This is a genomic window from Cognatilysobacter lacus (assembly GCF_008274655.1).
In the GTDB taxonomy this organism is placed as follows: Bacteria; Pseudomonadota; Gammaproteobacteria; order Xanthomonadales; family Xanthomonadaceae; genus Cognatilysobacter; species Cognatilysobacter lacus.
The window spans coordinates 1-22,145 of the sequence record NZ_VTRV01000034.1 but is presented as its reverse complement, the minus strand read 5'-3'; the positions used below and the strand labels follow the sequence as shown (position 1 = coordinate 22,145).

Here is a 22,145-nt window from a genome sequence, read left to right as displayed (position 1 = left end):
AGCGTGCGCAACGCGGGCAGCATCGCGAGCGCGTCACGTAGCGTCGAGAGATCGCGCGGCCGGGCGCTGCGCAGGGCGATGCGAGCCAGGATGCGTTCGACGTCACCGACGGCGCGCAATTGTTCACGCAGCCCGGCGTCGGCGCGCGCGTCGATCAGCGTCGACACGGCGTTGTGACGCAACCGCAGCGTCGGTCGGTCACGCAGCGGGCGGTGCAACCAACGGCGCAGCAGGCGGCCGCCCATCGGCGTTACCGTGGAATCCAGAACGCCGAGCAGCGTGTGGCGCGCGTCGCCGTCGACGCGAGTATCCAATTCGAGATGCCGGCGCGTCGCGGCGTTCATGGCGATGGCGCCGTCGCCCGATTCCACCGATATCGAGGTCAGGTGCGGCAGGCGCTGCTTCTGCGTCTCCTCGACGTAGCCGAGCAGCGCGGCGGCCGCCGCGACCGCTAGCGGGCGATCGTCCAGCCCGAAGCCGGAGAGGTCATGTACGGCGAAGAAGCGCAGCAGCTGACGCCTGCCGCCATCGAGGTCGAACAGCCATGGCGCGCGCCGGCGCAGGCCCACTCGCGTCGCGATGCACGGTGGAAGCGGATCCTCGTCAGGGCAGAGCACTTCGGCGGGATCGAGCCGTGCGATCTCGGCTTCGAGCGCGTCGTGGTTGCCGACTTCGTTGCAGAGGAACCGGCCGGCCGCGAGGTCCGCCCAGGCCAGCCCGAAACCCGCCTTGCCGCGGGAGACGGCGAGCAGCAGCGTGTCGCGCCGGCCATCCAGCAGTGCTTCGTCCGTAACGGTGCCCGGCGTCACGATGCGCACTACCTTGCGCTCGACGAGACCCTTGGCAAGTGCCGGATCGCCGATCTGTTCGCAGATCGCCACCGACTCGCCCAGCGCGACCAGTCGGGCCAGGTAGCCCTCGGCCGAATGGTGGGGCACGCCGCACATGGGGATCGGCTGGCCCGCCGAGGTACCGCGCTGGGTCAGCGTGATGTCGAGCAGGGCGGCTGCCTTGCGGGCGTCGTCGTGGAAGAGCTCGTAGAAATCGCCCATGCGGAAGAACAGCAGCACGTCCGCATGCTCCGCCTTGGCGGCGAAGAACTGGCGCATGAGCGGGGTATGGGCGTCCGCGGAGCGGGCGTCGGCGCTGGCGTCGGACACGGGCAGGTTCGGCAGTCGGCCGGGCAGGGTCACCGGCGGGCCGACAGTATGCCGCGCACCCATAATGTCGGCATGGACCTGCCTTCCGACGACGACCTCCGCCAACTCGGCGAGGCACTTGCCAGCGCCGCGCTCGCCCAGCACCAGTCAGTGGCGACCGCCGAGAGCTGTACGGGCGGCTGGATCGCCAAGACGCTCACCGACCTTGCAGGGTCGTCGGCGTGGTTCGACTGCGGCATGGTGGCCTACAGCTACGAGGCCAAGCAGGCGCTTCTCGGCGTGAACCCGCACACGCTCGAGGCGAACGGCGCCGTTTCGCGCGAAACGGTCGTCGAGATGGTGTCGGGCGCGCTGGTGCTTTCGGCGGCCACCCTGGCCGTGGCCGTGACGGGAATCGCCGGGCCCGGCGGCGGCACGTCCGACAAACCGGTCGGAACCGTCTGGATCGGCTGGAAGCGCCGCGGCGGCTACCCGCGCGCCGCGGTGCACCACTTCGACGGCGACCGGGAAGCCGTCAGGCGCCAGACCGTCGCCGCTGCGTTGCGGGGCTTGATTGACCTCGCGGGCTGACGAACGGTAGCGCACGATGCTATCGAGTTAGTAGTATTGCTACTAATGAACCTGACCGACACCCAGCAGGCGATCCTGGAAATGATCGCCGAGCGCATCGAGGCCGAGGGTGTTCCGCCCTCACAGACGGAGATCGCGCAGGTCTTCGGCTTCAGCAGCGTCCGCGCCGCGCAATACCACCTGCAAGCGCTCGAACAGGCCGGTGCCATCCGACGGGTGCCGGGGCAGGCGCGCGGCATCCGCCTGGTCGCTGCACCCAATCGGCCTGCTGCCAACTCGGGCGACATGCTTCACCTGCCCGTGCTCGGCCAGGTCGCGGCAGGCCTGCCGATCGGCGCCGACATCGGCTCGGACGACATGGTGCTGCTCGACAAGAACCTGTTCGCGCCGGCCCCGGATTACCTGCTGCGAGTCAAGGGTGACTCGATGCGCGACGAGGGCATCTTCGACGGCGACCTGATCGGCGTGCACCGCACGAATGAAGCGCGCTCCGGACAGATCGTCGTCGCGCGCGTTGATGATGCGATCACGGTGAAGCTTCTGAAGATCGCGAAGGACCGCATTCGCCTGCTGCCGCGCAATCCGGATTTCGCGGCGATCGAGGTGCTTCCCGACCAGGAGTTCGCGATTGAGGGCCTGTACTGCGGCCTCGTGCGGCCGAACCGTTGAAGCGCGCCGATTCGGGCAAATCCGACACGCGCCGGAGCGCTTCGCCGACTGCACGCGCCGACCGCTCATCGCAGAGTTCAGCTGCCGATGCCATCGTCTCAACCCCTGCGATGTCCGGCGCACACACTCTCCCTACACCAATGAACACCAGGAACCCTTCAATGGATGAGAACAAGAAGCGCGCGCTCGCAGCTGCCCTCGGCCAGATCGAGAAGCAGTTCGGCAAGGGCTCGGTCATGCGCATGGGCGACCGTGCCGTGGAGGTCGTCGAGGTTGTCGGCACCGGGTCCCTGATGCTGGATATCGCGCTCGGTATCGGCGGACTGCCGCGCGGGCGCGTCGTGGAAATCTACGGTCCGGAGTCGTCGGGCAAGACCACGCTCACGCTGCAGGCGATCGCCGAATGCCAGAAGAAGGGCGGTACGGCGGCCTTCATTGACGCGGAGCATGCGCTCGACCCGACGTATGCCGCCAAACTCGGCGTCAATGTCGATGACCTCCTGCTTTCGCAGCCGGACAATGGCGAGCAGGCGCTCGAGATTGCGGACATGCTTGTGCGATCGAACTCGGTCGATATGGTCGTGATCGACTCCGTTGCGGCGTTGACACCTCGTGCCGAGATCGACGGCGAGATGGGCGACCAGCTGCCTGGTCTTCAGGCGCGGCTGATGTCCCAGGCACTGCGCAAGCTCACCGGCAACATCAAGCGATCCAACACGTTGGTGGTCTTCATCAACCAGCTGCGCATGAAGATCGGCATCATGATGCCGGGCCAGAGCCCCGAGACGACCACCGGCGGCAACGCGCTGAAGTTCTATGCGTCGGTCCGCCTCGACATTCGTCGAATCGGCGCGATCAAGAAGGGCGACGAGATCATCGGCAACCAGACGCGCATCAAGGTCGTGAAGAACAAGATGGCGCCTCCGTTCAAGCAGGTGATCACGGAGATCCTGTACGGCGAAGGCATCTCGCGCGAAGGCGAGCTGATCGACATGGGTGTGGACGCCAAGCTCGTCGAGAAGTCGGGCGCCTGGTACAGCTGCGACGGTGAGCGCATCGGGCAGGGCAAGGAAAACGCACGCCAGTTCCTCAAGGAAAACCCAGCGATGGCGGCGAAGCTCGAGGCGGCGCTTCGCGAGAAGTTCGTTCCGCAGGAGATCAGCCCGGCCGACGCCGAGGCGGATGTCTGATCGAGGCGATGGCAGGATCGCGTCCCCCACGCGGTAGCAAAACGGCCCCGGGCGCTGAGCCCGGGGCCGAGTCGTTTTCGCGTGACGAAAAAATTGAGCGCGCGGCCGTGGGAATCGTCCGGTTGTCCGATCTGATCGGAAACGTCGAGGGCGGCATCAACCGGGAACATCAGCCGCACACGGCCTCGCATGCTACCGATGCAAATTCCCCGTCAGGACCTCGACAGCTCGAACATCCCGAACGTCCGAACCGACCGTCCGCGCAACGCCATAAGCGCAAAGAAATGGCCGGCAGCGGACCGGCATCCGAGCGGACGCCGTCGACAACCCCCGGCAACCCAGGCGACCCGGCGCCCGCGCCCGTTTTGGCCGCTCTCCCGGTGGATGAGCCTGACGATCCGGGCCCTGTGTTTGAAAGCCTGTTCGACAACGACCCTGGCCAACCCCGGAAGGCGCGCCGCGGGCGCCCGCCGGCGACCGCGCTCCAGCGGGCCATCGGGCTGCTGACCCGACGTGAACATTCGCGCAAGGAGTTGACGCGCAAGCTCGTATCGCGCGGGGTGGACGCCGCCGAAGTCGAGGCGGCCGTCGACAAGCTCACCGGGGCGGGTTGGCAGGACGACCGCCGCTTCGCCGAATCGCTGGTCCGCAGCCGGGTAGCTAACGGCTACGGTCCACTGCACATCCGCGCCGAGCTCGGCACCCACGACCTCGCCCCAGCAATTCGCGAGTGCGTGATGGAGGAGTTCGATGGCGACTGGGCCCAGATCGCGCGCGACCTGGTTGCCCGTCGATTCGAACGGTTGGAGGACGCACGCGAACGCGAGCGCAGGGCCTCCGAGTACCTGATCCGCCGGGGCTTCCCCGGGGACGTCGCGCGCGCGGCCGTCCGGTTCCAGCCGGACGACTGAGCGGTCCATGCACGGCCGCATCGACGGCTGCGACGCCTGCTACTCTTCCGGGTCAATCCCGGCGCCCGTGCCGCCATCGGGCGGCCGTCGCGCTGCCCGTTCCAACTCAGATCGCGACCGCATGAAAACCACGTCCGAAATCCGCAGCGATTTCATCGAATTCTTCCGCAGCAAGGGTCACACGGTCGTCCCGTCAGCGCCGCTGGTGCCTGCTAACGACCCGACCCTGCTGTTCACGAACTCGGGCATGGTCCAGTTCAAGAACGTCTTTCTCGGCAGCGAGAAACCCGCCTACGCGCGCGCGGTCGACGTACAGCGCTGTCTCCGTGCAGGCGGCAAGCACAACGATCTCGACCAGGTCGGCTACACGGCGCGCCACCACACGTTCTTCGAGATGCTCGGCAACTGGTCGTTCGGCGACTACTTCAAGAAAGACGCGATCCTGTGGGCCTGGGAATTGCTGACGCAGGTCTGGAAGCTGTCGCCCGAGCGCCTGCTGGTCACCGTCTATCACACCGACGACGAGGCCTTCGACATCTGGCATCGCGTGATCGGCCTGCCGACCGAGCGCATCGTCCGCATCGGTGACAACAAGGGCGCGCCGTACGCCTCGGACAATTTCTGGCAGATGGCCGACACCGGCCCGTGCGGCCCGTGCACCGAAATCTTCTACGACCACGGCGAGGACGTGCCGGGCGGCCCCCCGGGTTCGCCCGACGAGGACGGGGATCGCTACATCGAGATCTGGAACAACGTCTTCATGCAGTTCGACCGTCAGCCCGACGGCTCGCTCGCGCCGCTGCCGGCGCCGTGCGTCGACACCGGCATGGGCCTCGAGCGCATGGCCGCCGTGCTCCAGCATGTGCACAGCAACTACGAGATCGACATCTTCCGCCACCTCATCGGTGTCGCCGCGAAGCTGACCCATCGCTCCGATCTCGACAACAAGTCGCTGCGCGTCATTTCCGACCACATCCGCGCTTGCTCGTTCCTGGTCACCGATGGCGTGCTTCCGTCGAACGAGGGCCGCGGCTACGTTCTGCGCCGGATCATCCGTCGCGCGATCCGCCACATCTGGAAGCTCGACGGGCTCTCGCCCGATGGCACGTTCTGGAAGATGGTGGCGCCGCTCGTCGAGGTGATGTCCGACGCCTACCCGGAACTGGCCGCCAAGCGCGAGCTCGTCGAGCGCGCACTGAAGGCCGAAGAGGTCGCGTTCGCACAGACGCTCGAGGCCGGCATGCAGCGCCTGGACGGCTATCTGTCGCGTCACCACGGCCGCATCGATGGCGAACAGCTGTTCCAGCTGCACGACACCTACGGCTGCCCGCCCGACCTGATCGCTGACATCGTGCGGGAGCGCGAAGGCGCACAGCTCGAGCCGTCGGCGATGGAGGACTACGAGCGCCTGATGGCGGGCCAGCGCGACCGCGCACGCGCCGCCGGCAAATTCGGCAACGCGACAACGCTTCCCGCCGAGCTCGCGGCTCAGTTGCCGCCCACCGGCTTCCTCGGCTACGACGCGCTGTTCGCCGACGGCCTCGAGGTGCTGGTGATCCTGCGCGACGGCCGTCCGGTGAATGCGATCGAGGCCGGGGACGAAGCGGTCGTGATCCTCGACCGCACCCCTTTCTACGCCGAGAGCGGCGGCCAGGTTGGCGACGCCGGTGCCCTGGACGCGCAAGGTCTTCGCTTCACGGTGCGTGACACGCTCAAGTTCGCCGGCCAGTTCCACGGTCACGTCGGTGTGCTGCAGGCCGGGCGCCTTTCGCGGGGCGACCGCCTGGCAGGCTCGGTCGACGCCGAGCGGCGTGCCGCAACGGTACTCAATCATTCCGCGACGCACCTGCTGCACGCCGCGTTGCGGCGGGTGCTGGGTGAGCACGTGACGCAGAAGGGCTCGCTCGTCGCCCCCGACCGACTGCGCTTCGACTTCGCGCATTTCCAGGCCATCACACCCGCTGAACTTGCCGAGATCGAGCGGCAGGTGAACGCCGAGATCCGTTCGAACCATTCGGTCGACACCCACCACATGGACATGCAGGAGGCGCTGGACTTCGGCGCGCTCGCACTGTTCGGCGAAAAGTACGGCGATCGCGTCCGCGTGCTGCGGATGGGCGAAGCATCGACCGAGCTGTGCGGCGGCACGCACGTGTCACGCACGGGCGACATCGGTCTGTTCAAGATGCTCTCCGAGGGCGGCGTGTCGGCCGGTGTCCGGCGTATCGAGGCCGTGACTGGCCAAGTCGCGCTCGACTACGTGGCGGGCGAACTGCAGCGGCTTGACGAAGCGGCGCGCCTCGTCGGTTCGCCGCGGTCCGAAGTGGCGGACAAGCTTCGGGCGGTGCTCGACAAGCAGCGGCGCCTGGAACGTGAGCTGGAGTCGTTCAAGGCGAAAGCGGCGTCCGGCGCGGCGTCGGATCTTGCTTCGGGTGCGGTGGATGTGGACGGGATCCGCGTGGTCGCGGCGCGTCTGGAAGGTATCGATGCCAAATCGTTGCGCGATGCGGTCGATCGACTCAAGCAACAGCTGGTGGATGCCGTTGTTGTACTCGCGGGGGTGCACGACGGAAAAGCGTCGCTCATCGCCGGCGTCAGTGGCGCCGCTCTCGGGCGAGTCAAGGCGGGAGATCTGCTGGCCGAAGTCGCGCGACAGATCGGCGGCAAGGCGGGTGGCCGGCCCGACATGGCGCAGGGCGGCGGCGACGATGGCCCGGCGCTGCAATCGGCGCTGGCCGGCGTTGTCGATGTCGTGCGGGAACGTATTGCCGCTGCAGGAGTGTGAACCGCTTCCTTGCGGCGTGAAGTGGCCGCTCGCTACCATGGCGGGCGTTTTGTGTCCAAATATCAGTGCGCGGCAGAGGTCGCGTGCCCGGCAAGATGCCGGTTCTAGGAGGTCGTAATGCTTATCCTGACGCGTCGCGTCGGCGAAACCCTGATGATCGGTGACTCCGTATCGGTAACGGTGCTGGGCGTCAAAGGCAATCAGGTGCGAATCGGTATCACCGCGCCGAAGGATGTCGCCGTCCATCGCGAAGAGATCTACCAGCGAATCCAGCGCGGTGACGGCGCGCGCGAAGAGGCCGCTGACGGTACGGAAGGCTGATGCATTGCCGCATTGCGGCCGGGGCGTTAACATCCCCGGCTCGCGGTTGATCAGCGAGCAGTACCCGGAGACGTGCCCGAGAGGCCGAAGGGGCTCCCCTGCTAAGGGAGTATGGGGTCAAAAGCTCCATCGAGGGTTCGAATCCCTCCGTCTCCGCCAGTTGTAACGCCGCATCGCGGCGAATGATCACGACGCGAGTCGTCGTGATCGTCCACGAAAAATATTGACGATCCGCGTATCGGACGCCATAATTTTTCGACTACGCGCCCGTAGCTCAGCTGGATAGAGCACCAGGCTACGAACTTGGGGGTCGGAGGTTCGAATCCTTCCGGGCGCGCCATACAAGACACGAAGGTCGACGGGAAACCGCCGGCCTTTTTGTTTGGCTGATGTATTCGTCGTGTTGCGCGCAATCGGGTCGCGGGCTGCCACGTGCAAGTCGCCGATCGTTGTCGCTTCGGCATGCAACCGTCACGAGCGAACGCAATGCGCGGCACCGGCGTCCGGCGGTTACGGCGCGTTGCCGGGGATGTTTGAACCTTCGTGGTAGCGATCGGGCAGCAGCGCATCCACCACCGCCGCAGGTGAGCGCATCCACGCGAAGTGGTCCGCCGGTGCGCCAAGCGTGGCCGCGTCCACCAGGGCGACGCGCACGTCGGTGCTGTTCGTCTTGCCTAGCAGATAGTCGAGCGACGAGCGTGGCGCCAGCCAGTCGCGCGCCGCCAGCACCGCGCGCACGGGCACGCGCAACTGGCGCAGCGACGATTCGATGTCGCCGACGCCGGGGGCCGCGTAGTGACCGGTCAGGCCCGTGCGCGACCAGTCTCGGATCACGCTGCGCGCTTCGGTGCCGCCGAAGCCGATCCGACGCCCGGGCAGCGCGCCGAACCACCGTGCGAGCGTGTCGAGTACGCGATACGCCGCCGGCAGCCAGATCGCGACGCGGGTCGGGAACGCACGCCAGAACGGCGACCCGCTGGCCACGAGCCAGAGTTCTCCAATCGATGCAGGCGATAGCGCCAGCGAGCACGTCGCGAGCTGACCGCCGAGGCTGTGTCCGCCGATGACGTCGATGCGGCCGAATTCGCGCAGCGCGCAATCGCGAGTGGCAGGAATGTCGGACATCAGCAGCTCGCGGTAGGCCCAGTCGTTGGTGCGGGACGCCCGCCACGAACTGCTTCCGAATCCGCGCCATTCGTGCACCACGACTGCGACGCCGCGTTCGGCGAGGGCAGTCGCGAACGTCTCGTACGTTCTTGCCGGAACGCCAAGCGCGGGCAGCCACACCAGCACGCGGTCGATCCGATCGCCCGAAACCGTGAGCACCTGCCACCGGTGCCCGTCGTCGCTGCCGCAGGGCAACCAGCGCGCTTGCACGCTCATCGAGCGGCGGCGAAGTGATCGAGAACCGTGACGTCCCGGCCGCGCCCCGGGCGGTACCCGAGCGACAACGCGCGATGCACGTAGTCCGTGCCGTGCGCGCAGGCGGCGGCGAGCGAGTGGCCGAGCGCCAGGTGCGCCGCGATCGCCGATGCGAGCGTGCAACCCGTGCCGTGCGCGCGCACGTCGAGGCGCGCGTGTTTGAAGCGTTCCGCACGACCCCCGGGCATGGCGAGCACATCGACCACCGAGCGGCCGCCTCGAAGATGCCCGCCCTTGAGCAGCACGCCCCGGCACCCGCGGGCGACGATCGCGCGCGCCGCATCGAGCGCGTCGTCGGTGTCGATGATGTGTCGCCCGAGCAGGACCTCGGCTTCCGGAACGTTGGGCGTCAGCACCGCGGCGATCGGCAGCAGCCGATCGAGCAGGGCGCTCACGGCCCCCGGGTCGAGCAGGCAGGCGCCCGATGTCGCGATCATCACCGGGTCGACCACCACGGGCACCGGGTGATGCCGCTCCAGTGCATCGGAGACGGCATGGATCACCTCGGCATTCGCGAGCATGCCGAGCTTCACCGCGCCGACGTCGAAGTCCGCAAAGCATGCGTCGATCTGTTCGGCGATGAATGCCGCATCGGTGACTGCCACGCCGGTCACGCCCAGCGTGTTCTGCGCGGTGAGCGCCGTGATCGCGCTCAAGCCGTGCACCCGGTGGGCGGCGAACGTCTTCAGGTCCGCCTGGATGCCTGCACCACCGCCGGAGTCGGAGCCGGCGATGGTGAGGACCGAAATGGTCACAACACCTCGGACGCGAAGTCGGCCAGTCGTGAGCGCTCGCCGCGGCGCAACGTCACGTGCGCGCTGTGCGGCCAGGACTTGAAGCGGTCCACCACGTAGGTCAGGCCCGACGTGGTCTCGGTCAGGTAGGGCGTGTCGATCTGCTCGAGGTTGCCGAGGCACACGATCTTGGTGCCCGGACCCGCGCGCGTCACCAGCGTCTTCATCTGCTTGGGCGTGAGATTCTGCGCCTCGTCGAGAATCAGGTAGCGCGACAGGAACGTGCGCCCGCGCATGAAGTTCATCGAGCGGATCTTGATCCGGCTGGCGAGCAGGTCGTTGGTGGCCGCGCGCCCCCAGCTGCCGCCTTCCTGGTTGCTGGTCAGCACTTCGAGGTTGTCAGTCAGCGCGCCCATCCACGGCGTCATCTTTTCTTCTTCTGTGCCCGGAAGGAAACCGATGTCCTCGCCGACGCTCACCGTGGCGCGCGTCATGATGATCTCGCGATAGATCTGCTGATCCATGGTCTGCGCAAGCCCGGCCGCCAGCGCCAGCAACGTCTTGCCGGTGCCGGCCGTGCCCAGCAGCGACACGAAGTCGATCTCCGGATTCATGAGCGCATTGAGCGCGAAGTTCTGTTCGCGGTTGCGCGCGAGGATGCCCCACACCGCGTGCTGCTGAGTTCGGTAGTCGTCGACGATCTGCAGGCGCACGCGATGCTCGTCGGCGTCGACGACGCGCAGTTCCGCGTCCTCTTCCCCGGGAAGGTGCAGGAACTGGCTGGCGTACCAGTCGTCGTCGTCGCGGCGGGCAATTTCGTAAAAGGTGCGACCGCGTTCGGTCCAGGAGCGCAGGCCCTTGCCGTGTCGCGACCAGAAGTCGGCCGGGAGCTCGGTAACGCCCGTGTACAGCAGGTCCAGGTCCGAGAGCGCGCGGTCGTTCTCGTAGTCCTCGGATCTCAATCCTGCAATCGCGGCTTTGATCCGCAGGTTGATGTCCTTCGACACCAGCACGACTTCGGTGTCCGACTGGCGAGCCTGCAGCGACTCCACGGCGCCGAGGATCGCGTTGTCCGGAAGCACGGCGCCGAACTTCGCCGCAACTTCGTCGGGGTGCATCTGGAACCTGAGGCGCCCGATGCTCTGCGGCCCGCGCAGCTTCACGCCCTCCGGCTGCACCAGCGGCAGGCCCGCGGACAGCGCGTCGCGACCGGCGGCCTGGATCAGTTCGTTGAGGTATCGGCTCGCCTGGCGGGCGTTCCGGCTGGCTTCGGACGTTCCCTTCTTGCCGCGGTCGAGCTCCTCGATGACGGTCATCGGGAGGTAGACGTCATGCTCTTCGAACCGGAACAACGCGGTCGGGTCGTGCATCAGGACGTTGGTGTCCAGCACGTAGATCCGCTTGCCTGCCGTCATCTGCCACTCCGTGATTCGCGCCGTCCGCGCGCCGACAGCGCACCATAGCGCCCGGGGGTCAGCGGGTGAAGACGCTTCAGGGCGCCCGTAGCGAGGTCAGCCTGTCGAGCACGGCCTGCGCATGGCCTCCCACCCTCACCGGCCGCCAGACGTGCGCAATGGCGCCGTCCGGGTCAATCAGGAAGGTGCTGCGCACGATGCCCGGCGCCGTGCGTCCGTACAGCGTCTTCTCGTGGATGACATCGAACGCGCGGCACAGGCGCTCGTCCGCATCGCTGGCCAGGTCGAAGCGCAGGCCTTGCTTCGCGCGGAAGTTGCCGTGGGACTTCACCGAGTCGCGCGAAACGCCCAGCACCGCGCAGTCGTGCGCCTCGAATTCGGGCAGCAGCGCGTCGAAGTCCAGCGCCTCGGTCGTGCAGCCCGGGGTGCTGTCCTTCGGATAGAAATACAGGACGAGCCAGCGCCCGCGGAAAGAGGCAAGCGACGCGGAGCCGCCGGCCGAGAGCTCCAACGGCAGGTCGGGAACGACGTCGCCGACCTCGGCACTCCGCTTGGGTTCCGACATTTGTGGATTCTCCGGCCCGTGGGCGCAAACGGCAGCGAAGGAGCCGCGGTCAGAACTTCATCGGGTCCATGATCGCGTCGAGGTTCAGGTGGTCGCAGAACTCGAGGAAGTCGTCCCGCAGCGCGGCGATGTGCATGCTCGACGGCACGCCGATCGTGAGCTGTGCGGAAAACATGTCGGCGCCGGTCTGCATGGCGCGGTAGCGCGAGCAGTGGAGCGTCTCGATCGTGATGCCCTGGCGGTCGAAGAAGTCGGCGAGCTGGAACAGGATCCCGGGCTTGTCGGCGGCGACTACCTCGACCACGTACGGCAGCAGGTTGGACTGGATCGGCTTGGCGCCGGTCCGATACCAGATGAGCTTGAGGCCTTCCTCACGCTCCAGCCGGGTCAGCATCGACTCCAGCTTGGCGATCGCGTCCCAGGAGCCGATGGCCAGAGCGGTGACGGAAACGTCGCGGCCGACGGTCGACAGGCGCGTGTCCACCATGTTGCAACCGCTGTCGGCGATCCGGCGGGTCACCATCAGCAGCGGCGACGACGGATGGGTCGTGTACGCGTTGATGAGAAGGTAATTTTCATTCGGCGACGGCCGGGGAGCGGTGTCGGTCAAGGCGGCGCCTGCGATTCGAGGAGGGGAGTGCCCGGCGGAGAGCCGCGTCCGCGGCCGGACAGGATACTTGCCGCCGCTTTTTCGCCGCAAGTAACATCCGCCCGCGCATACTGCGCCTTCCCCACGACTTTCCGCATGCGCGGAGGCTCCCTTGCGACTCAGCGGCAGCATCACCGCACTGGCCACGCCTTTCGACGTGTCCGGCGAGCTCGACCTCGACGGCTGGAAACGGCTGCTGCACCAGCAGCTCGACGCCGGCACCCAGGGCATCGTCGTCGCCGGCTCCACAGGCGAGGCGGCGGCGCTTCTGGATCCCGAATACGACCTGCTGCTCCGGACCGCCGTGGAAACCGTCGGCGGCCGCATTCCGGTGCTGGCGGGGACCGGCCTGTCCAATACGTTGAAGACGATCGAACTGACCCGCCGCGCCGCAGCGCTCGGCGCCGATGCCGCGCTCGTTGTCACGCCCCCTTACGTGCGGCCCACGCAGGCCGGCCTGATCGCCCACTACCGCGCGCTTGCAAGCGATGCGGCGCTCCCGGTGGTGCTGTACAACGTACCGGGCCGCACCGGCTGCGACATGCTGCCGGAGACGGTCGCCCAGCTGGCCGGGCATCCGCGCATCGTCGGCATCAAGGAAGCGAGCAACGAACCCGAGCGCATGACCGCGTTGCTCGCGCTGCGCGATGCGGGGTTTGCTGTCCTCACCGGCGACGACCCGACCGCGTGCCGGGCAATGCTCCAGGGCGCCGACGGCGTGATATCGGTCGCATCGAACGTCGTGCCGGGCATGTTCCGCCGGCTCTGCGACCTCGCGTGCGCGCGCGACGCCGGCGCCACGCAGTTCGATGGCCGGATGCGCGAGCTCTACGACTTCCTCGGTGTCGAACCGAACCCGATTCCGGTCAAGGCGCTGATGGCGCGACTGGGCATCGGCCACGGCCTGCGCCTTCCGCTAACCGACCTGTCCGCCCCGCACGCGGAGGCCGCAACGCGCTTCGCGGGCGTCGTGCAGCAACTCGAAACCGCCTGCCGCGATGCCGTCGCGGCCTGAACCCGGAGCTTCCATGTCCCAGTTGTCCAACGTCGTCCGCGCCACGCTGCTGACCGTCGCGATCACCGCTACCTCCAGCGGTTGCGGATGGTTCCACAAGGGTTCCAAGCTGTACGCCGGCCCGGTCGAGTCGCGTGCACTCGAAGTACCGCCGGACCTCGACACGTCCACCGCGTCGGGTGCCACCAGCGCTTCGAGCGTCACCTCCTCGGCGGCGCAGCAGTCCGCTTCGCAGTCGTCGTCGCTCGGGTTTACGGTGGCCGGCTCGCGAGACGAGGTGTTCGCGAAGCTGGGCACGGCGCTGGCCGCCGTGCCGGGCGCGAGCATCGCCAATCGCGCGCCGCTGATCGGCGCGTACGACGTGAACTACGCCGGTTCCAACTTCCTGGTGCGCGTGGCCGCCGGCACCGGCGGCAACAGCTATGTCGCGGCGGTAGACCCGCGCGGACTGCCGGCGACCGGCGACGCAGCGAAGCGTCTGGTTGCCGCGCTCAAGGCCGCGCTCGCGCCCTGATCCGACGCATCGAAGCCATGCAGACGGGCGCCTCAGGGCGCCCGTTTTCTTGTCGGGCGCCGGGCGCGCGGGTTCAGCGCTCTAGCAGCGGCAGCTTGTCCGACACGCCTTCCCATTCCTTCGCGTCCGGCGGGCCGTCCTTGCGCATCGTGATCGCCGGCCATTCCTTCGACAGCTCGGCATTCAGTGCAATGAACTTTTCCTGCCCGGCGGGGACGTCGTCCTGCGGGTAGATCGCGTTGATCGGGCACTCGGGCTCGCACAGCGTGCAGTCGATGCACTCGTCAGGGTCGATGACGAGGAAGTTCGGGCCTTCCCTGAAGCAGTCGACCGGGCATACCTCGACACAGTCGGTGTACTTGCACTTGATGCAGTTCTCGGTAACGACGAAGGGCATGGCTGCAATCCGGTGGAATGAGACGATCTTACGTCGCCTGAAACGAAACAACCCGCGCATCGCTGCACGGGTTGCGGAGTGATCTGTCGCAACTTTCAGGAGTGCGCCGGACCGCGGATATGGCGCTCCCTACGGGATTCGAACCCGTGTTTTAGCCTTGAGAGGGCCACGTCCTAGGCCTCTAGACGAAGGGAGCATAGAGAATGCGCTGGAAGCTCCGTCCTGCGCGGCTGCTAGTATAGGCGGGCTCATTGTCCCGCGGCAATGGGCGACCCTCCGCTACGCGGCCCCGCCCGCTGATGACTCTCGATACCGACGCCGCTCACACGATCATTCCGCGCGATGCACACAACGTATCGCGACGAGACATCAGCCCCAATGCGCTTCGCGTGCTTTACAAGCTGCGCGAGGCGGGCTTTGGCGCGTTCCTCGTCGGCGGCGCGGTACGCGACCTGCTGATCGGAGGCCATCCGAAAGACTTCGACATCGCGACGAATGCGACGCCCGAGCAGGTGCGCGGGCTGTTCCGCAACTGTCGCCTGATCGGCCGCCGCTTCCGGCTTGCACACGTCGTTTTCGGACGCGAGATCATCGAGGTCGCGACGTTCCGCGCGAACCAGGTGCTCGAGGAAGGCGTCGAAGTGCACGAGGTCGAGGCCGTCGTACGCGACAACATCTTCGGCTCGATCGACGACGACGCGGTGCGACGCGACTTCACCGCGAACGCGCTGTATTACTCGATCGAGGATTTCTCGATCCGCGATTACGTCGGTGGCTACGAGGACGTCCAGGCGCGCGTGCTACGCCTGATCGGCGACCCCGAGCGCCGCTATCGCGAGGACCCGGTGCGGATGCTGCGTGCGGTCCGGCTCGCTGCGAAGCTCGACTTCACCATCGACGGCCCAACCGCCGAACCGATTCCGCGGCTCGCATCGCTGCTTCGCGAAGCAGCGCCCGCGCGGCTTTTCGAAGAGTGCCTGAAGCTCTTCCTGTCAGGACATGCGGTGCAGAGCTTCATCGGACTGGAGGCGCACGGTCTCCTGGCGATCCTGTTTCCCGAGGCGGCGGCCGCTTTGCAGTCGAACCGCAGCGGTGCATTGCGGAGCATGGTGCTGAAGGGTCTCGCCGACACCGATGCGCGGGTCGCGGCCGACGAAACGGTCTCACCGTCGTTCCTCTTCGCGTTGCTGCTGTGGCCGGCCTATTGCCGCGCGCTCGCGCGACTCCAGGCTGACGGCGTGCAGCAGGTCGACGCGCAGCAGCGCGCCGCCGACCGCGTCACGCTGCACGAGATGGATGTCATCGCATTGCCGCGCCGTTTCTCACTGCCGATGCAGGAGATCTGGCTGCTGCAGCCGCGTTTCGCGCAGCGCCAACGCCGGCGGGTGTTCCGCCTGCTCGCGCACCCGCGCTTCCGCGCGGCGTTCGATTTCCTCGTGCTTCGCCTGTCGGCGTCGAACGAGCACGCAGCCGACGTCGAGTTCTGGCGCGAGGCGCAGCAGCATCCCGACGCGGCCGTGGCGGCCGCCGAAGCGGCGGGCGACATCGACGAGACGAGTGAGCGGCCGAAGCGGCGTCGTCGCCGTCGCCACGCGCCCAGCGGCACGGCGGAGTGACTGCGACGGTCGAGGCCTACGTCGGGCTCGGCGCCAACATCGGTGACTCCGTAAGGGTGGTCGAGGCCGCCATAGGATGGCTTGCCGCAGCCGAGGGCTGCCGTGCCACCGGGCGGTCCTCGCTCTATCGCACGGCGGCCTGGGGCGTGACCGACCAGCCGCACTTCATCAACGCGGTCGTCCGCCTGGAGACGACGCTGGCGGCGCCGGACGTACTTGCGCTGCTTCTCCGTCTCGAGGGGCAGGCCGGACGCGATCGGGCGAGCGGCACGCGCTGGGGCCCGCGCCAGCTCGACCTCGACCTGCTGCTCTACGGCGACGCCACGATCGCGGTGCCCGGTCTGCGCGTGCCGCATCCGCACATCCACGAGCGCGCCTTCGTCCTGGTGCCGCTTGCGGAGGTCGCACCGTCGCTCGTGATACCGGGCCAGGGGGCGGTCGCTGAACTCCTCGCCCGCGTGGCGACCGCCGACATCGAAGCGCTACGCTAGCGCCATGTACGCAAACCCAGCCGGCGGCGAAACGTCGCCCGTGACTCTCCCGCAGCTCATGCAGGCCCGCCGCGATGGCCGGCGCCTGACGATGCTCACCTGTTACGACGCGGGTTTCGCGCGCGCGATCGATGCCGCGGGCGTCGACACGGTGCTGGTCGGCGATTCGCTCGGCATGGTCGTGCAGGGTCACGGCAGCACGTTGCCGGTGACGGTCGCCGACATCGAGTACCACGTGTCGTGCGTGGCGCGCGGGCTGCAACATGCGCTGCTGCTCGCCGACATGCCGTTCCAGTCCGATGCGACGCAGGCTGCCGCGCTCGATGCCGCAACGCGCTTCCTGCGCGCGGGCGCCGCGATGGTCAAGATCGAGGGCGCCGGGTTCAAGCTCGACGTGATCCGCGCGCTCGTCGAACGGGAAATCCCCGTGTGCGCGCATCTGGGGCTCACGCCGCAGTCGGTGCTGCGGCTCGGCGGCTACCGCGTGCAGGGCCGCGACGAAGAGGCCGCCGCGCGCATGCTCGACGACGCGCGCGCGGTAGAGGCGGCCGGCGCGTCGATGCTCGTGCTGGAATGCGTGCCGTCGCCGCTGGCGGCGCGAATCACCCACGCGTTGACGATTCCTACCATCGGGATAGGTGCCGGCCCGGGTTGCGACGGACAGGTGCTCGTGCTGCACGACATGCTCGGCCTGCGCCATGGCCGCCGGCCGCGCTTCGTCAAGGATTTCCTTGCTGATGGCGGCAGCATCCAGGGCGCGATCGAGGCGTTCGTCCGTGAAGTCCGCGACGGAACATTCCCGGCCGCCGAGCACGGCTACGCCTGAACGATGACCACGATCATCGACGAGCTCGCCCGGCTTCGCGAGACGGTGCGCGGATGGAAGCGCGGGGGTGGGCGCATCGCTTTCGTGCCCACCATGGGCAACCTGCACGCCGGGCATTTCTCGCTGGTAAGCCTGGCGCGCGAACGCGCCGACCACGTCGTCGCCAGCGTGTTCGTCAACCCCACGCAGTTCGGCCCGCAGGACGATTTCGCGCGCTACCCGCGTACGCCGCAGCACGACGCCGACGGCCTGAGCGAAGCCGGCTGCGACGTGTTGTGGATGCCATCGGTCGACACGATGTATCCCTTCGGTGCGTCCAACGCGGTCCGCGTCCAGGTGCCTGGCGTCACCGACGTACTGGAGGGCGCGCACCGTCCCGGGCACTTCGACGGCGTGGCGACGGTCGTCGCGCGGCTGTTCCTGCAGGTGCAGCCCGACGTGGCCGTGTTCGGCCGCAAGGACTACCAGCAGCTCGCCGTGATCAGCTATCTCGTGGAGGAAATGTCCTTCCCCGTCGCGATCGTGCCGGGCCCGACGGTGCGCGAGCCCGACGGGCTGGCGATGAGTTCGCGCAACCAGTACCTGTCCCCTTCGGAACGAGCGGTCGCGACAGAAATCCACTCGACCCTGCAGTCGATGCGCGCGGCGGTCGAGTCGGGTGACGCGCTCGCAGATGTCGAGACCGCCGCAGAACGCCGGCTCAACGAGGCGGGCTTCGACGTCGACTACGCCGCCATCCGGCGTCGCGACCTGCGCGGGGCGGGCGACCAGGATAGCCAACTGGTCGCGTTGATCGCGGCGAAGCTGGGCCGGACACGACTGATCGACAACCTGGAATTCGAGCGGCACGCGCGCGGCTGAACGACTGCATGTTGCACTGCGCCATGCGCTGCTAGACTTTGCGTACCAAGCGCCCGCGACCCGTGGGCCGAGTCCGCCGCCATGATTCTCAACCTGCTCAAGGCCAAGATCCACCGCGCGACCGTGACGCATGCCGAGCTCCATTACGAAGGCTCGTGCGCGATCGACGGCCGTCTTCTCGACATCTCCGGCATCCGCGAGTACGAGCAGATCCACATCTGGAACGTGAACCAGGGCACGCGCTTCGTCACCTATGCGATCCGCGCCGAGGAGGGCAGCGGCACCATCTCCGTCAACGGCGCCGCCGCCCATCTCGCGACGCCCGGTGACCTGGTCATCATCGCGGCCTATGGACAATGCGACGAGGCCGAAGCCGCGAAGTTCACCCCGACGTGCGTCTACGTCGACCGCGACAACCGCCTGACACACACCAACCAGTCGATTCCCGCACAGGCCGCGTAACGCATGTCGATCGCCGACCGCCTCAGCCCTTTGCGCGCCGAGGCGGCGCGCGTCATGCAGACATCGCTGCGTACCCTCGTCGCCGACGACCCCGACCGCGCCCGCGACTTCGCGCTGCGGGTCGGCCCGATCCACGCGAGTTTCGCCCGGCAGCGCTATGACCGCGGGGCGCTCGAAGCCCTGTTCGCGCTGGGCGAGTCGCTCGATTTCGATGCGCGCCTGGAAGCTCTGTTCGCCGGCGAGCACGTCAACGTCACCGAAGCGCGGCCGGCGCTGCACACCGCATTGCGCAGCGACCTGTCCGGCGCCGAGCTTGCCGCGTCGTCGCACGCCGTGGCGCGCGAAGCCCGGGTTGCGATGCGCGCTGTCGTGGAAGCCATCGTCAACTCGGGCGTGACGGATGTCGTCAGCGTGGGCATCGGCGGTTCGGACCTCGGCCCGCGTCTTGCGGTCGACGCGCTTTCTTCGCCTTCCTCGGCGCGCGTGCGCGTGCATTTCCTGTCGAACGTCGATGGTCACGCAGCGCAGCGCGTTCTCGCCTCGCTGGATCCGTCACGCACCGCCGCGCTGTTGGTCTCGAAGAGCTTCGGAACGCAGGAGACGCTCCTCAACGGTTGCGTGCTGCGCGATTGGCTGGGCGATGACACGCGGCTCTACGGCATCACCGCCAACATCGAGCGCGCAGCGCAATTCGGCGTTCCGGTCGAGCGGGTCCTGCCGATGTGGGACTGGGTCGGCGGCCGCTATTCCATGTGGTCATCCGTCGGTCTTCCGATCGCGCTTGCAATCGGCATGGACGGCTTCGAGTCGATGCTGGAAGGCGCCTGCGAAATGGACGCGCACGTAGCGCGCGAGCCTGTCCGGCGCAACCTCGCTGCATGGCATGCGCTGACCGCCGTGTGGAACCGCAATGCGCTGGACCTGGCGAGCCAGGCCGTGCTGCCCTACGACGATCGTCTGCGGCTGCTGCCGAACTACCTGCAGCAGCTGGTGATGGAGAGCCTCGGCAAATCCGCGCGGATGGACGGCTCGGCGGTCGGTGTCGACACGGTGCCTGTCTGGTGGGGCGGGGCGGGCACGGACACGCAGCACAGCTTCTTCCAGGCGCTGCACCAGGGCACTACCGTCGTGCCGTGCGACTTCGTCGGCGTGGTGCAGCCCGACGCGCCGCATCGTGACAACCACGACGCGCTGCTGTCGCACCTGCTCGCACAGAGCGAGGCATTCGCGAACGGGCAGAACAGCGACGACGCGCATCGCCACTACCCCGGCGGACGCCCGAGCACGATGTTCCTGCTGGACGCGCTGACGCCGCACGCGCTGGGCGCGCTGATCGCGCTGTACGAACACAGCGTGTTCCTGCAGTCGGTGGTGTGGGACATCAACGCGTTCGACCAGTTCGGCGTCGAACTGGGAAAGCAGATCGCCAACCGCCTGCTTCCGGCCGTTCGCGGCGAGGCCATGGCGGACGACCCGGTCACCCGTGCGTTGCTCGCCGAGATTTCCTCGATGCGTTAGCGGACCGCGCGGCCTCGGGTGCGGCGGACGGCGCGTGGGTCGTGGAATGCTTCCGCCCGGCGCGCGCGTCGCGACGATGCGCTCATGTTGCCGCGGATGCTCGTTCTTGCACGCGCTCCTAATCGGTTTTTCGATCGGTCGCGCGCGCGGCCGCCGATCGATTGCCGGCCGTCGGCTTCGCGGCACCCGAAGCGGACCGTTTCGAGCGCTTTTCGCCTTCGCCGCTTGGGGAATGCGCGTCGGTGACCGACGTACGACGCGTTTTCCCGGCCTTCGTCGGTGCACCCGTCGCCTTCGCGGGCTTCATCGCCTTGGGCTTCGGCGCCGGCAGCGCCGCTGCTGTTACGTCCAGCACTTTGCGCAACCAGTCGCCGTCGTCCCACGCATCGGGTGACACGCGCAGGTACAACTTCGCGCCCGGGTAGGGTGGCCCGGTTTCGACCGACATCTGCGACGCAATGGCGGCACGTCCCGGTGCGGTGTCCTTGACGAAGAGCTGGTCGTCGCAGACGAACGCGACGGGCACGCCGGCTCGATACAGGCAGTACTCGCCGAACATGCGCTTCGCGCTGAAGACGGCGTCGCGTTTGCCGAGCTGGTCGAGCAGGAACTCGATGGTGCCGGGATCAGTGGCCATGGTGTCGAAAGCTCCGCGCGCAGAAGGACTTCAGATTGCAGGCAAGTGGTCGGCGTGGCGATCGAGCGCCCATTCGATGCTCTCTCGTACCACCGCATCATCGGTTTCGCGCCTGGAAGACAACGCATCGAGCACGCGCACCGTCGTAGGCGCATTGCCCAGCGCGATCGCGATATTGCGCAGCCAACGCGAATGCCCGCTGCGCCGAATCGCGGTGCCTTCCGTGCGGCGCAGGAATTCGTCCTCGGTCCACGCGAAAAGCTCGGGCAAGGTGGCGGTGTCGAGGTCGTTCCGCGCGCGGAAGTCCGGCTCGTCGGTTCGCCGCGCGAACTTGTTCCAGGGGCACACGAGTTGGCAGTCGTCGCAGCCGAAGATCCGGTTGCCCATCAACGGTCGCAGCTCGGGATCGATGGAGCCTTCGTGTTCGATCGTCAGGTACGAGATGCAACGACGCGCATCGAGCCGATGAGGCGCCACGATGGCGCGCGTCGGGCAGACATCGATGCAGCGCGTGCACGTGCCGCAGTGCGCGCTGGCGGGAGCGTCGACCGGAAGCGGGATGTCGACGTAGATCTCGCCGAGGAAGAACCACGAGCCTCCGCCGCGGTCGATCAGGCAGGTGTGCTTGCCGATCCAGCCGAGGCCGGCGTTCCGCGCGAGCGCCCGTTCCAGCACCGGCGCCGAGTCGACGAAGACGCGATGGCCGAACGGCCCGATCTCGTCGGCGATGCGCTCGGCAAGTTTCTGCAGCCGTCCGCGCATCAGCTTGTGGTAGTCGCGGCCCAGCGCGTACCGCGCCACGTAGGCGCGTTCGCCGTCGCCGAGCGTCTCCCACGCTTCGGCGTCGTCGCGGCGCCCGTAGTCGAGGCCTACGCTGATCACGCGCAACGTGCCCGGCAGCATTTCCGCGGGGCGCGCCCGCTTGAGTCCGTGGCGCGCCATCCATTCCATCGACCCGTGCAGCCCATGATCGAGCCAGTCGGCCAGGTGGGCCTCGTCGCCCGCGAGGTCGACACCGCTGATGCCGCAACGCTGGAAGCCCAGATCGCGCGACACCTCGCGCACGCGCGACGCGACTGCAGCGAGGTCAGGCGGCGCGTCGGCATTGGCGGGAGCGATCATGGGTCGAGTATAAAATCCGCCGATGCACGAACTCACGCCGCTGTTCGACACCGATTCAGTGCGGCGCTTCGAACAGGCCGCGATCGCAGCCGTCGCTGACGAGTCGATCCTGATGGAGCGCGCGGGGCGGGCGGCCTGGCAGCGGGCACTGGAGCTGTGGCCCTCCGCAATGCACCTGCTGGTCGTCTGCGGGGGCGGGGGCAACGGCGGCGATGGCTTCGTGCTCGCGCGACTGGCGCGGGAATCCGGGCGCTCCATCAGGATCGACTCGTCAGCGACGGCTGCGATCGCGGCC

Annotated in this window: 23 protein-coding genes, 3 tRNA genes and 1 pseudogene; 17 read left to right on the top strand and 10 right to left on the bottom strand. The window is 67.7% G+C overall.

Going from position 1 to position 22,145, the window contains the following annotated elements:
- Nucleotides 1-1,109: MutS N-terminal domain-containing protein (locus FW784_RS04825; protein ID WP_484482011.1), on the bottom strand; the 1,109-nt coding region annotated here is incomplete at its 3' end.
- 123 nt (nucleotides 1,110-1,232) lie between these two features.
- On the opposite strand from FW784_RS04825, the gene FW784_RS04820 reads away from it, so the two are divergent.
- From FW784_RS04820 to FW784_RS04785, 8 genes are all read left to right on the top strand, one after another.
- Nucleotides 1,233-1,730, top strand: coding sequence for a CinA family protein (locus tag FW784_RS04820; RefSeq protein ID WP_149352226.1), 498 nt, complete (start codon nucleotides 1,233-1,235; stop codon nucleotides 1,728-1,730).
- Between the two features lie 45 nt (nucleotides 1,731-1,775).
- A complete protein-coding gene (lexA, locus tag FW784_RS04815; RefSeq protein ID WP_149352225.1) occupies nucleotides 1,776-2,399 on the top strand; it encodes a transcriptional repressor LexA in 624 nt (207 codons plus the stop codon).
- Nucleotides 2,400-2,560: 161 nt separating this feature from the next.
- Nucleotides 2,561-3,589: a recombinase RecA gene (recA, locus tag FW784_RS04810; RefSeq protein ID WP_149352224.1), complete on the top strand. Its 1,029-nt coding sequence runs from the start codon at nucleotides 2,561-2,563 to the stop codon at nucleotides 3,587-3,589.
- Nucleotides 3,590-4,008: 419 nt separating this feature from the next.
- Complete coding sequence (locus tag FW784_RS04805) at nucleotides 4,009-4,500, top strand: regulatory protein RecX (RefSeq protein ID WP_235893576.1); 492 nt, start codon at nucleotides 4,009-4,011, stop codon at nucleotides 4,498-4,500.
- 121 nt (nucleotides 4,501-4,621) lie between these two features.
- The gene (alaS, locus tag FW784_RS04800) at nucleotides 4,622-7,285 is read left to right on the top strand and encodes an alanine--tRNA ligase (protein ID WP_149352223.1); all 2,664 of its coding nucleotides are present in this window, start codon (nucleotides 4,622-4,624) and stop codon (nucleotides 7,283-7,285) included.
- 117 nt (nucleotides 7,286-7,402) lie between these two features.
- Complete coding sequence (gene csrA, locus FW784_RS04795; RefSeq protein WP_149352222.1) at nucleotides 7,403-7,606, top strand: carbon storage regulator CsrA; 204 nt, start codon at nucleotides 7,403-7,405, stop codon at nucleotides 7,604-7,606.
- Nucleotides 7,607-7,672: 66 nt separating this feature from the next.
- Nucleotides 7,673-7,765: transfer RNA gene (locus FW784_RS04790), tRNA-Ser, on the top strand.
- A 104-nt stretch (nucleotides 7,766-7,869) separates the two neighbouring features.
- Nucleotides 7,870-7,946 (top strand) — tRNA-Arg (locus tag FW784_RS04785).
- A gap of 170 nt (nucleotides 7,947-8,116) precedes the next feature.
- Here the strand turns inward: FW784_RS04785 and FW784_RS04780 are convergent.
- From FW784_RS04780 to FW784_RS04760, 5 genes are all read right to left on the bottom strand, one after another.
- A complete protein-coding gene (locus tag FW784_RS04780) occupies nucleotides 8,117-8,989 on the bottom strand; it encodes an alpha/beta hydrolase family protein (RefSeq protein WP_149352221.1) in 873 nt (290 codons plus the stop codon).
- A complete protein-coding gene (thiD, locus tag FW784_RS04775; protein WP_149352220.1) occupies nucleotides 8,986-9,783 on the bottom strand; it encodes a bifunctional hydroxymethylpyrimidine kinase/phosphomethylpyrimidine kinase in 798 nt (265 codons plus the stop codon). The genes FW784_RS04780 and thiD overlap by 4 nt, the downstream gene beginning before the upstream one ends.
- Nucleotides 9,780-11,177: a PhoH family protein gene (locus FW784_RS04770; protein ID WP_149352219.1), complete on the bottom strand. Its 1,398-nt coding sequence runs from the start codon at nucleotides 11,175-11,177 to the stop codon at nucleotides 9,780-9,782. The genes thiD and FW784_RS04770 overlap by 4 nt, the downstream gene beginning before the upstream one ends.
- 76 nt (nucleotides 11,178-11,253) lie before the next feature.
- A complete protein-coding gene (locus tag FW784_RS04765) occupies nucleotides 11,254-11,742 on the bottom strand; it encodes a peroxiredoxin (RefSeq protein WP_149352218.1) in 489 nt (162 codons plus the stop codon).
- A 49-nt stretch (nucleotides 11,743-11,791) separates the two neighbouring features.
- Nucleotides 11,792-12,352 (bottom strand): glycine cleavage system transcriptional repressor, encoded by a 561-nt coding sequence (locus FW784_RS04760; RefSeq protein ID WP_235893575.1) that lies wholly within the window; start codon nucleotides 12,350-12,352, stop codon nucleotides 11,792-11,794.
- Nucleotides 12,353-12,503: 151 nt separating this feature from the next.
- Between FW784_RS04760 and dapA the strand changes: the two genes are divergently transcribed.
- Both dapA and FW784_RS04750 read left to right on the top strand, forming a co-directional pair.
- Nucleotides 12,504-13,406: a 4-hydroxy-tetrahydrodipicolinate synthase gene (gene dapA / locus FW784_RS04755; RefSeq protein ID WP_149352216.1), complete on the top strand. Its 903-nt coding sequence runs from the start codon at nucleotides 12,504-12,506 to the stop codon at nucleotides 13,404-13,406.
- Nucleotides 13,407-13,419: 13 nt separating this feature from the next.
- Nucleotides 13,420-13,920, top strand: coding sequence for a hypothetical protein (locus FW784_RS04750; RefSeq protein WP_149352215.1), 501 nt, complete (start codon nucleotides 13,420-13,422; stop codon nucleotides 13,918-13,920).
- Between the two features lie 73 nt (nucleotides 13,921-13,993).
- Here the strand turns inward: FW784_RS04750 and fdxA are convergent, their stop codons facing one another.
- A complete protein-coding gene (fdxA, locus tag FW784_RS04745; protein WP_149352214.1) occupies nucleotides 13,994-14,317 on the bottom strand; it encodes a ferredoxin FdxA in 324 nt (107 codons plus the stop codon).
- A gap of 120 nt (nucleotides 14,318-14,437) precedes the next feature.
- Nucleotides 14,438-14,513 (bottom strand) — tRNA-Glu (locus tag FW784_RS04740).
- 133 nt (nucleotides 14,514-14,646) lie between these two features.
- Between FW784_RS04740 and pcnB the strand changes: the two are divergent.
- The 6 genes and pseudogenes from pcnB to pgi all read left to right on the top strand — a co-directional run.
- Nucleotides 14,647-15,933: pseudogene (pcnB, locus tag FW784_RS04735) on the top strand (polynucleotide adenylyltransferase PcnB); the annotation flags it as partial.
- The gene (folK, locus tag FW784_RS04730; RefSeq protein WP_149352212.1) at nucleotides 15,930-16,424 is read left to right on the top strand and encodes a 2-amino-4-hydroxy-6-hydroxymethyldihydropteridine diphosphokinase; all 495 of its coding nucleotides are present in this window, start codon (nucleotides 15,930-15,932) and stop codon (nucleotides 16,422-16,424) included. The pseudogene pcnB and the gene folK, both read left to right, overlap by 4 nt.
- 4 nt (nucleotides 16,425-16,428) lie before the next feature.
- Nucleotides 16,429-17,250: a 3-methyl-2-oxobutanoate hydroxymethyltransferase gene (panB, locus tag FW784_RS04725; RefSeq protein WP_149352211.1), complete on the top strand. Its 822-nt coding sequence runs from the start codon at nucleotides 16,429-16,431 to the stop codon at nucleotides 17,248-17,250.
- A 3-nt stretch (nucleotides 17,251-17,253) separates the two neighbouring features.
- Nucleotides 17,254-18,111, top strand: a complete 858-nt coding sequence (gene panC / locus FW784_RS04720; protein ID WP_149352210.1) for a pantoate--beta-alanine ligase — start codon at nucleotides 17,254-17,256, stop codon at nucleotides 18,109-18,111.
- 81 nt (nucleotides 18,112-18,192) lie between these two features.
- Nucleotides 18,193-18,573 (top strand): aspartate 1-decarboxylase, encoded by a 381-nt coding sequence (gene panD, locus FW784_RS04715; protein ID WP_149352209.1) that lies wholly within the window; start codon nucleotides 18,193-18,195, stop codon nucleotides 18,571-18,573.
- Nucleotides 18,574-18,576: 3 nt separating this feature from the next.
- A complete protein-coding gene (pgi, locus tag FW784_RS04710; protein WP_149352208.1) occupies nucleotides 18,577-20,091 on the top strand; it encodes a glucose-6-phosphate isomerase in 1,515 nt (504 codons plus the stop codon).
- Nucleotides 20,092-20,209: 118 nt separating this feature from the next.
- Here the strand turns inward: pgi and FW784_RS04705 are convergent, their stop codons facing one another.
- Both FW784_RS04705 and queG read right to left on the bottom strand, forming a co-directional pair.
- Nucleotides 20,210-20,728 carry a TfoX/Sxy family protein gene (locus tag FW784_RS04705; protein WP_149352207.1) on the bottom strand — a complete coding sequence of 173 codons (519 nt, stop codon included), beginning with the start codon at nucleotides 20,726-20,728 and terminating at the stop codon, nucleotides 20,210-20,212.
- Between the two features lie 30 nt (nucleotides 20,729-20,758).
- Nucleotides 20,759-21,850, bottom strand: coding sequence for a tRNA epoxyqueuosine(34) reductase QueG (queG, locus tag FW784_RS04700; protein WP_149352206.1), 1,092 nt, complete (start codon nucleotides 21,848-21,850; stop codon nucleotides 20,759-20,761).
- Nucleotides 21,851-21,872: 22 nt separating this feature from the next.
- Between queG and FW784_RS04695 the strand changes: the two genes are divergently transcribed.
- The coding region (locus FW784_RS04695; protein WP_328592707.1) for an NAD(P)H-hydrate epimerase at nucleotides 21,873-22,145 on the top strand (273 nt) is incomplete at its 3' end.

What these genes read in the sequence shown, in the direction of transcription:
- panD (WP_149352209.1), top strand. Translation starts at nt 18,193, where the DNA reads ATGATTCTCAACCTGCTCAAGGCCAAGATCCACCGCGCGACCGTGACG.
- lexA (WP_149352225.1), top strand. Translation starts at nt 1,776, where the DNA reads ATGAACCTGACCGACACCCAGCAGGCGATCCTGGAAATGATCGCCGAG.
- recA (WP_149352224.1), top strand. Translation starts at nt 2,561, where the DNA reads ATGGATGAGAACAAGAAGCGCGCGCTCGCAGCTGCCCTCGGCCAGATC.
- panC (WP_149352210.1), top strand. Translation starts at nt 17,254, where the DNA reads ATGACCACGATCATCGACGAGCTCGCCCGGCTTCGCGAGACGGTGCGC.
- alaS (WP_149352223.1), top strand. Translation starts at nt 4,622, where the DNA reads ATGAAAACCACGTCCGAAATCCGCAGCGATTTCATCGAATTCTTCCGC.
- FW784_RS04820 (WP_149352226.1), top strand. Translation starts at nt 1,233, where the DNA reads ATGGACCTGCCTTCCGACGACGACCTCCGCCAACTCGGCGAGGCACTT.
- FW784_RS04705 (WP_149352207.1), bottom strand. Translation starts at nt 20,728, where the DNA reads ATGGCCACTGATCCCGGCACCATCGAGTTCCTGCTCGACCAGCTCGGC.
- fdxA (WP_149352214.1), bottom strand. Translation starts at nt 14,317, where the DNA reads ATGCCCTTCGTCGTTACCGAGAACTGCATCAAGTGCAAGTACACCGAC.
- queG (WP_149352206.1), bottom strand. Translation starts at nt 21,850, where the DNA reads ATGATCGCTCCCGCCAATGCCGACGCGCCGCCTGACCTCGCTGCAGTC.
- FW784_RS04770 (WP_149352219.1), bottom strand. Translation starts at nt 11,177, where the DNA reads ATGACGGCAGGCAAGCGGATCTACGTGCTGGACACCAACGTCCTGATG.
- panB (WP_149352211.1), top strand. Translation starts at nt 16,429, where the DNA reads ATGTACGCAAACCCAGCCGGCGGCGAAACGTCGCCCGTGACTCTCCCG.
- pgi (WP_149352208.1), top strand. Translation starts at nt 18,577, where the DNA reads ATGTCGATCGCCGACCGCCTCAGCCCTTTGCGCGCCGAGGCGGCGCGC.
- FW784_RS04765 (WP_149352218.1), bottom strand. Translation starts at nt 11,742, where the DNA reads ATGTCGGAACCCAAGCGGAGTGCCGAGGTCGGCGACGTCGTTCCCGAC.
- FW784_RS04780 (WP_149352221.1), bottom strand. Translation starts at nt 8,989, where the DNA reads ATGAGCGTGCAAGCGCGCTGGTTGCCCTGCGGCAGCGACGACGGGCAC.
- csrA (WP_149352222.1), top strand. Translation starts at nt 7,403, where the DNA reads ATGCTTATCCTGACGCGTCGCGTCGGCGAAACCCTGATGATCGGTGAC.
- FW784_RS04750 (WP_149352215.1), top strand. Translation starts at nt 13,420, where the DNA reads ATGTCCCAGTTGTCCAACGTCGTCCGCGCCACGCTGCTGACCGTCGCG.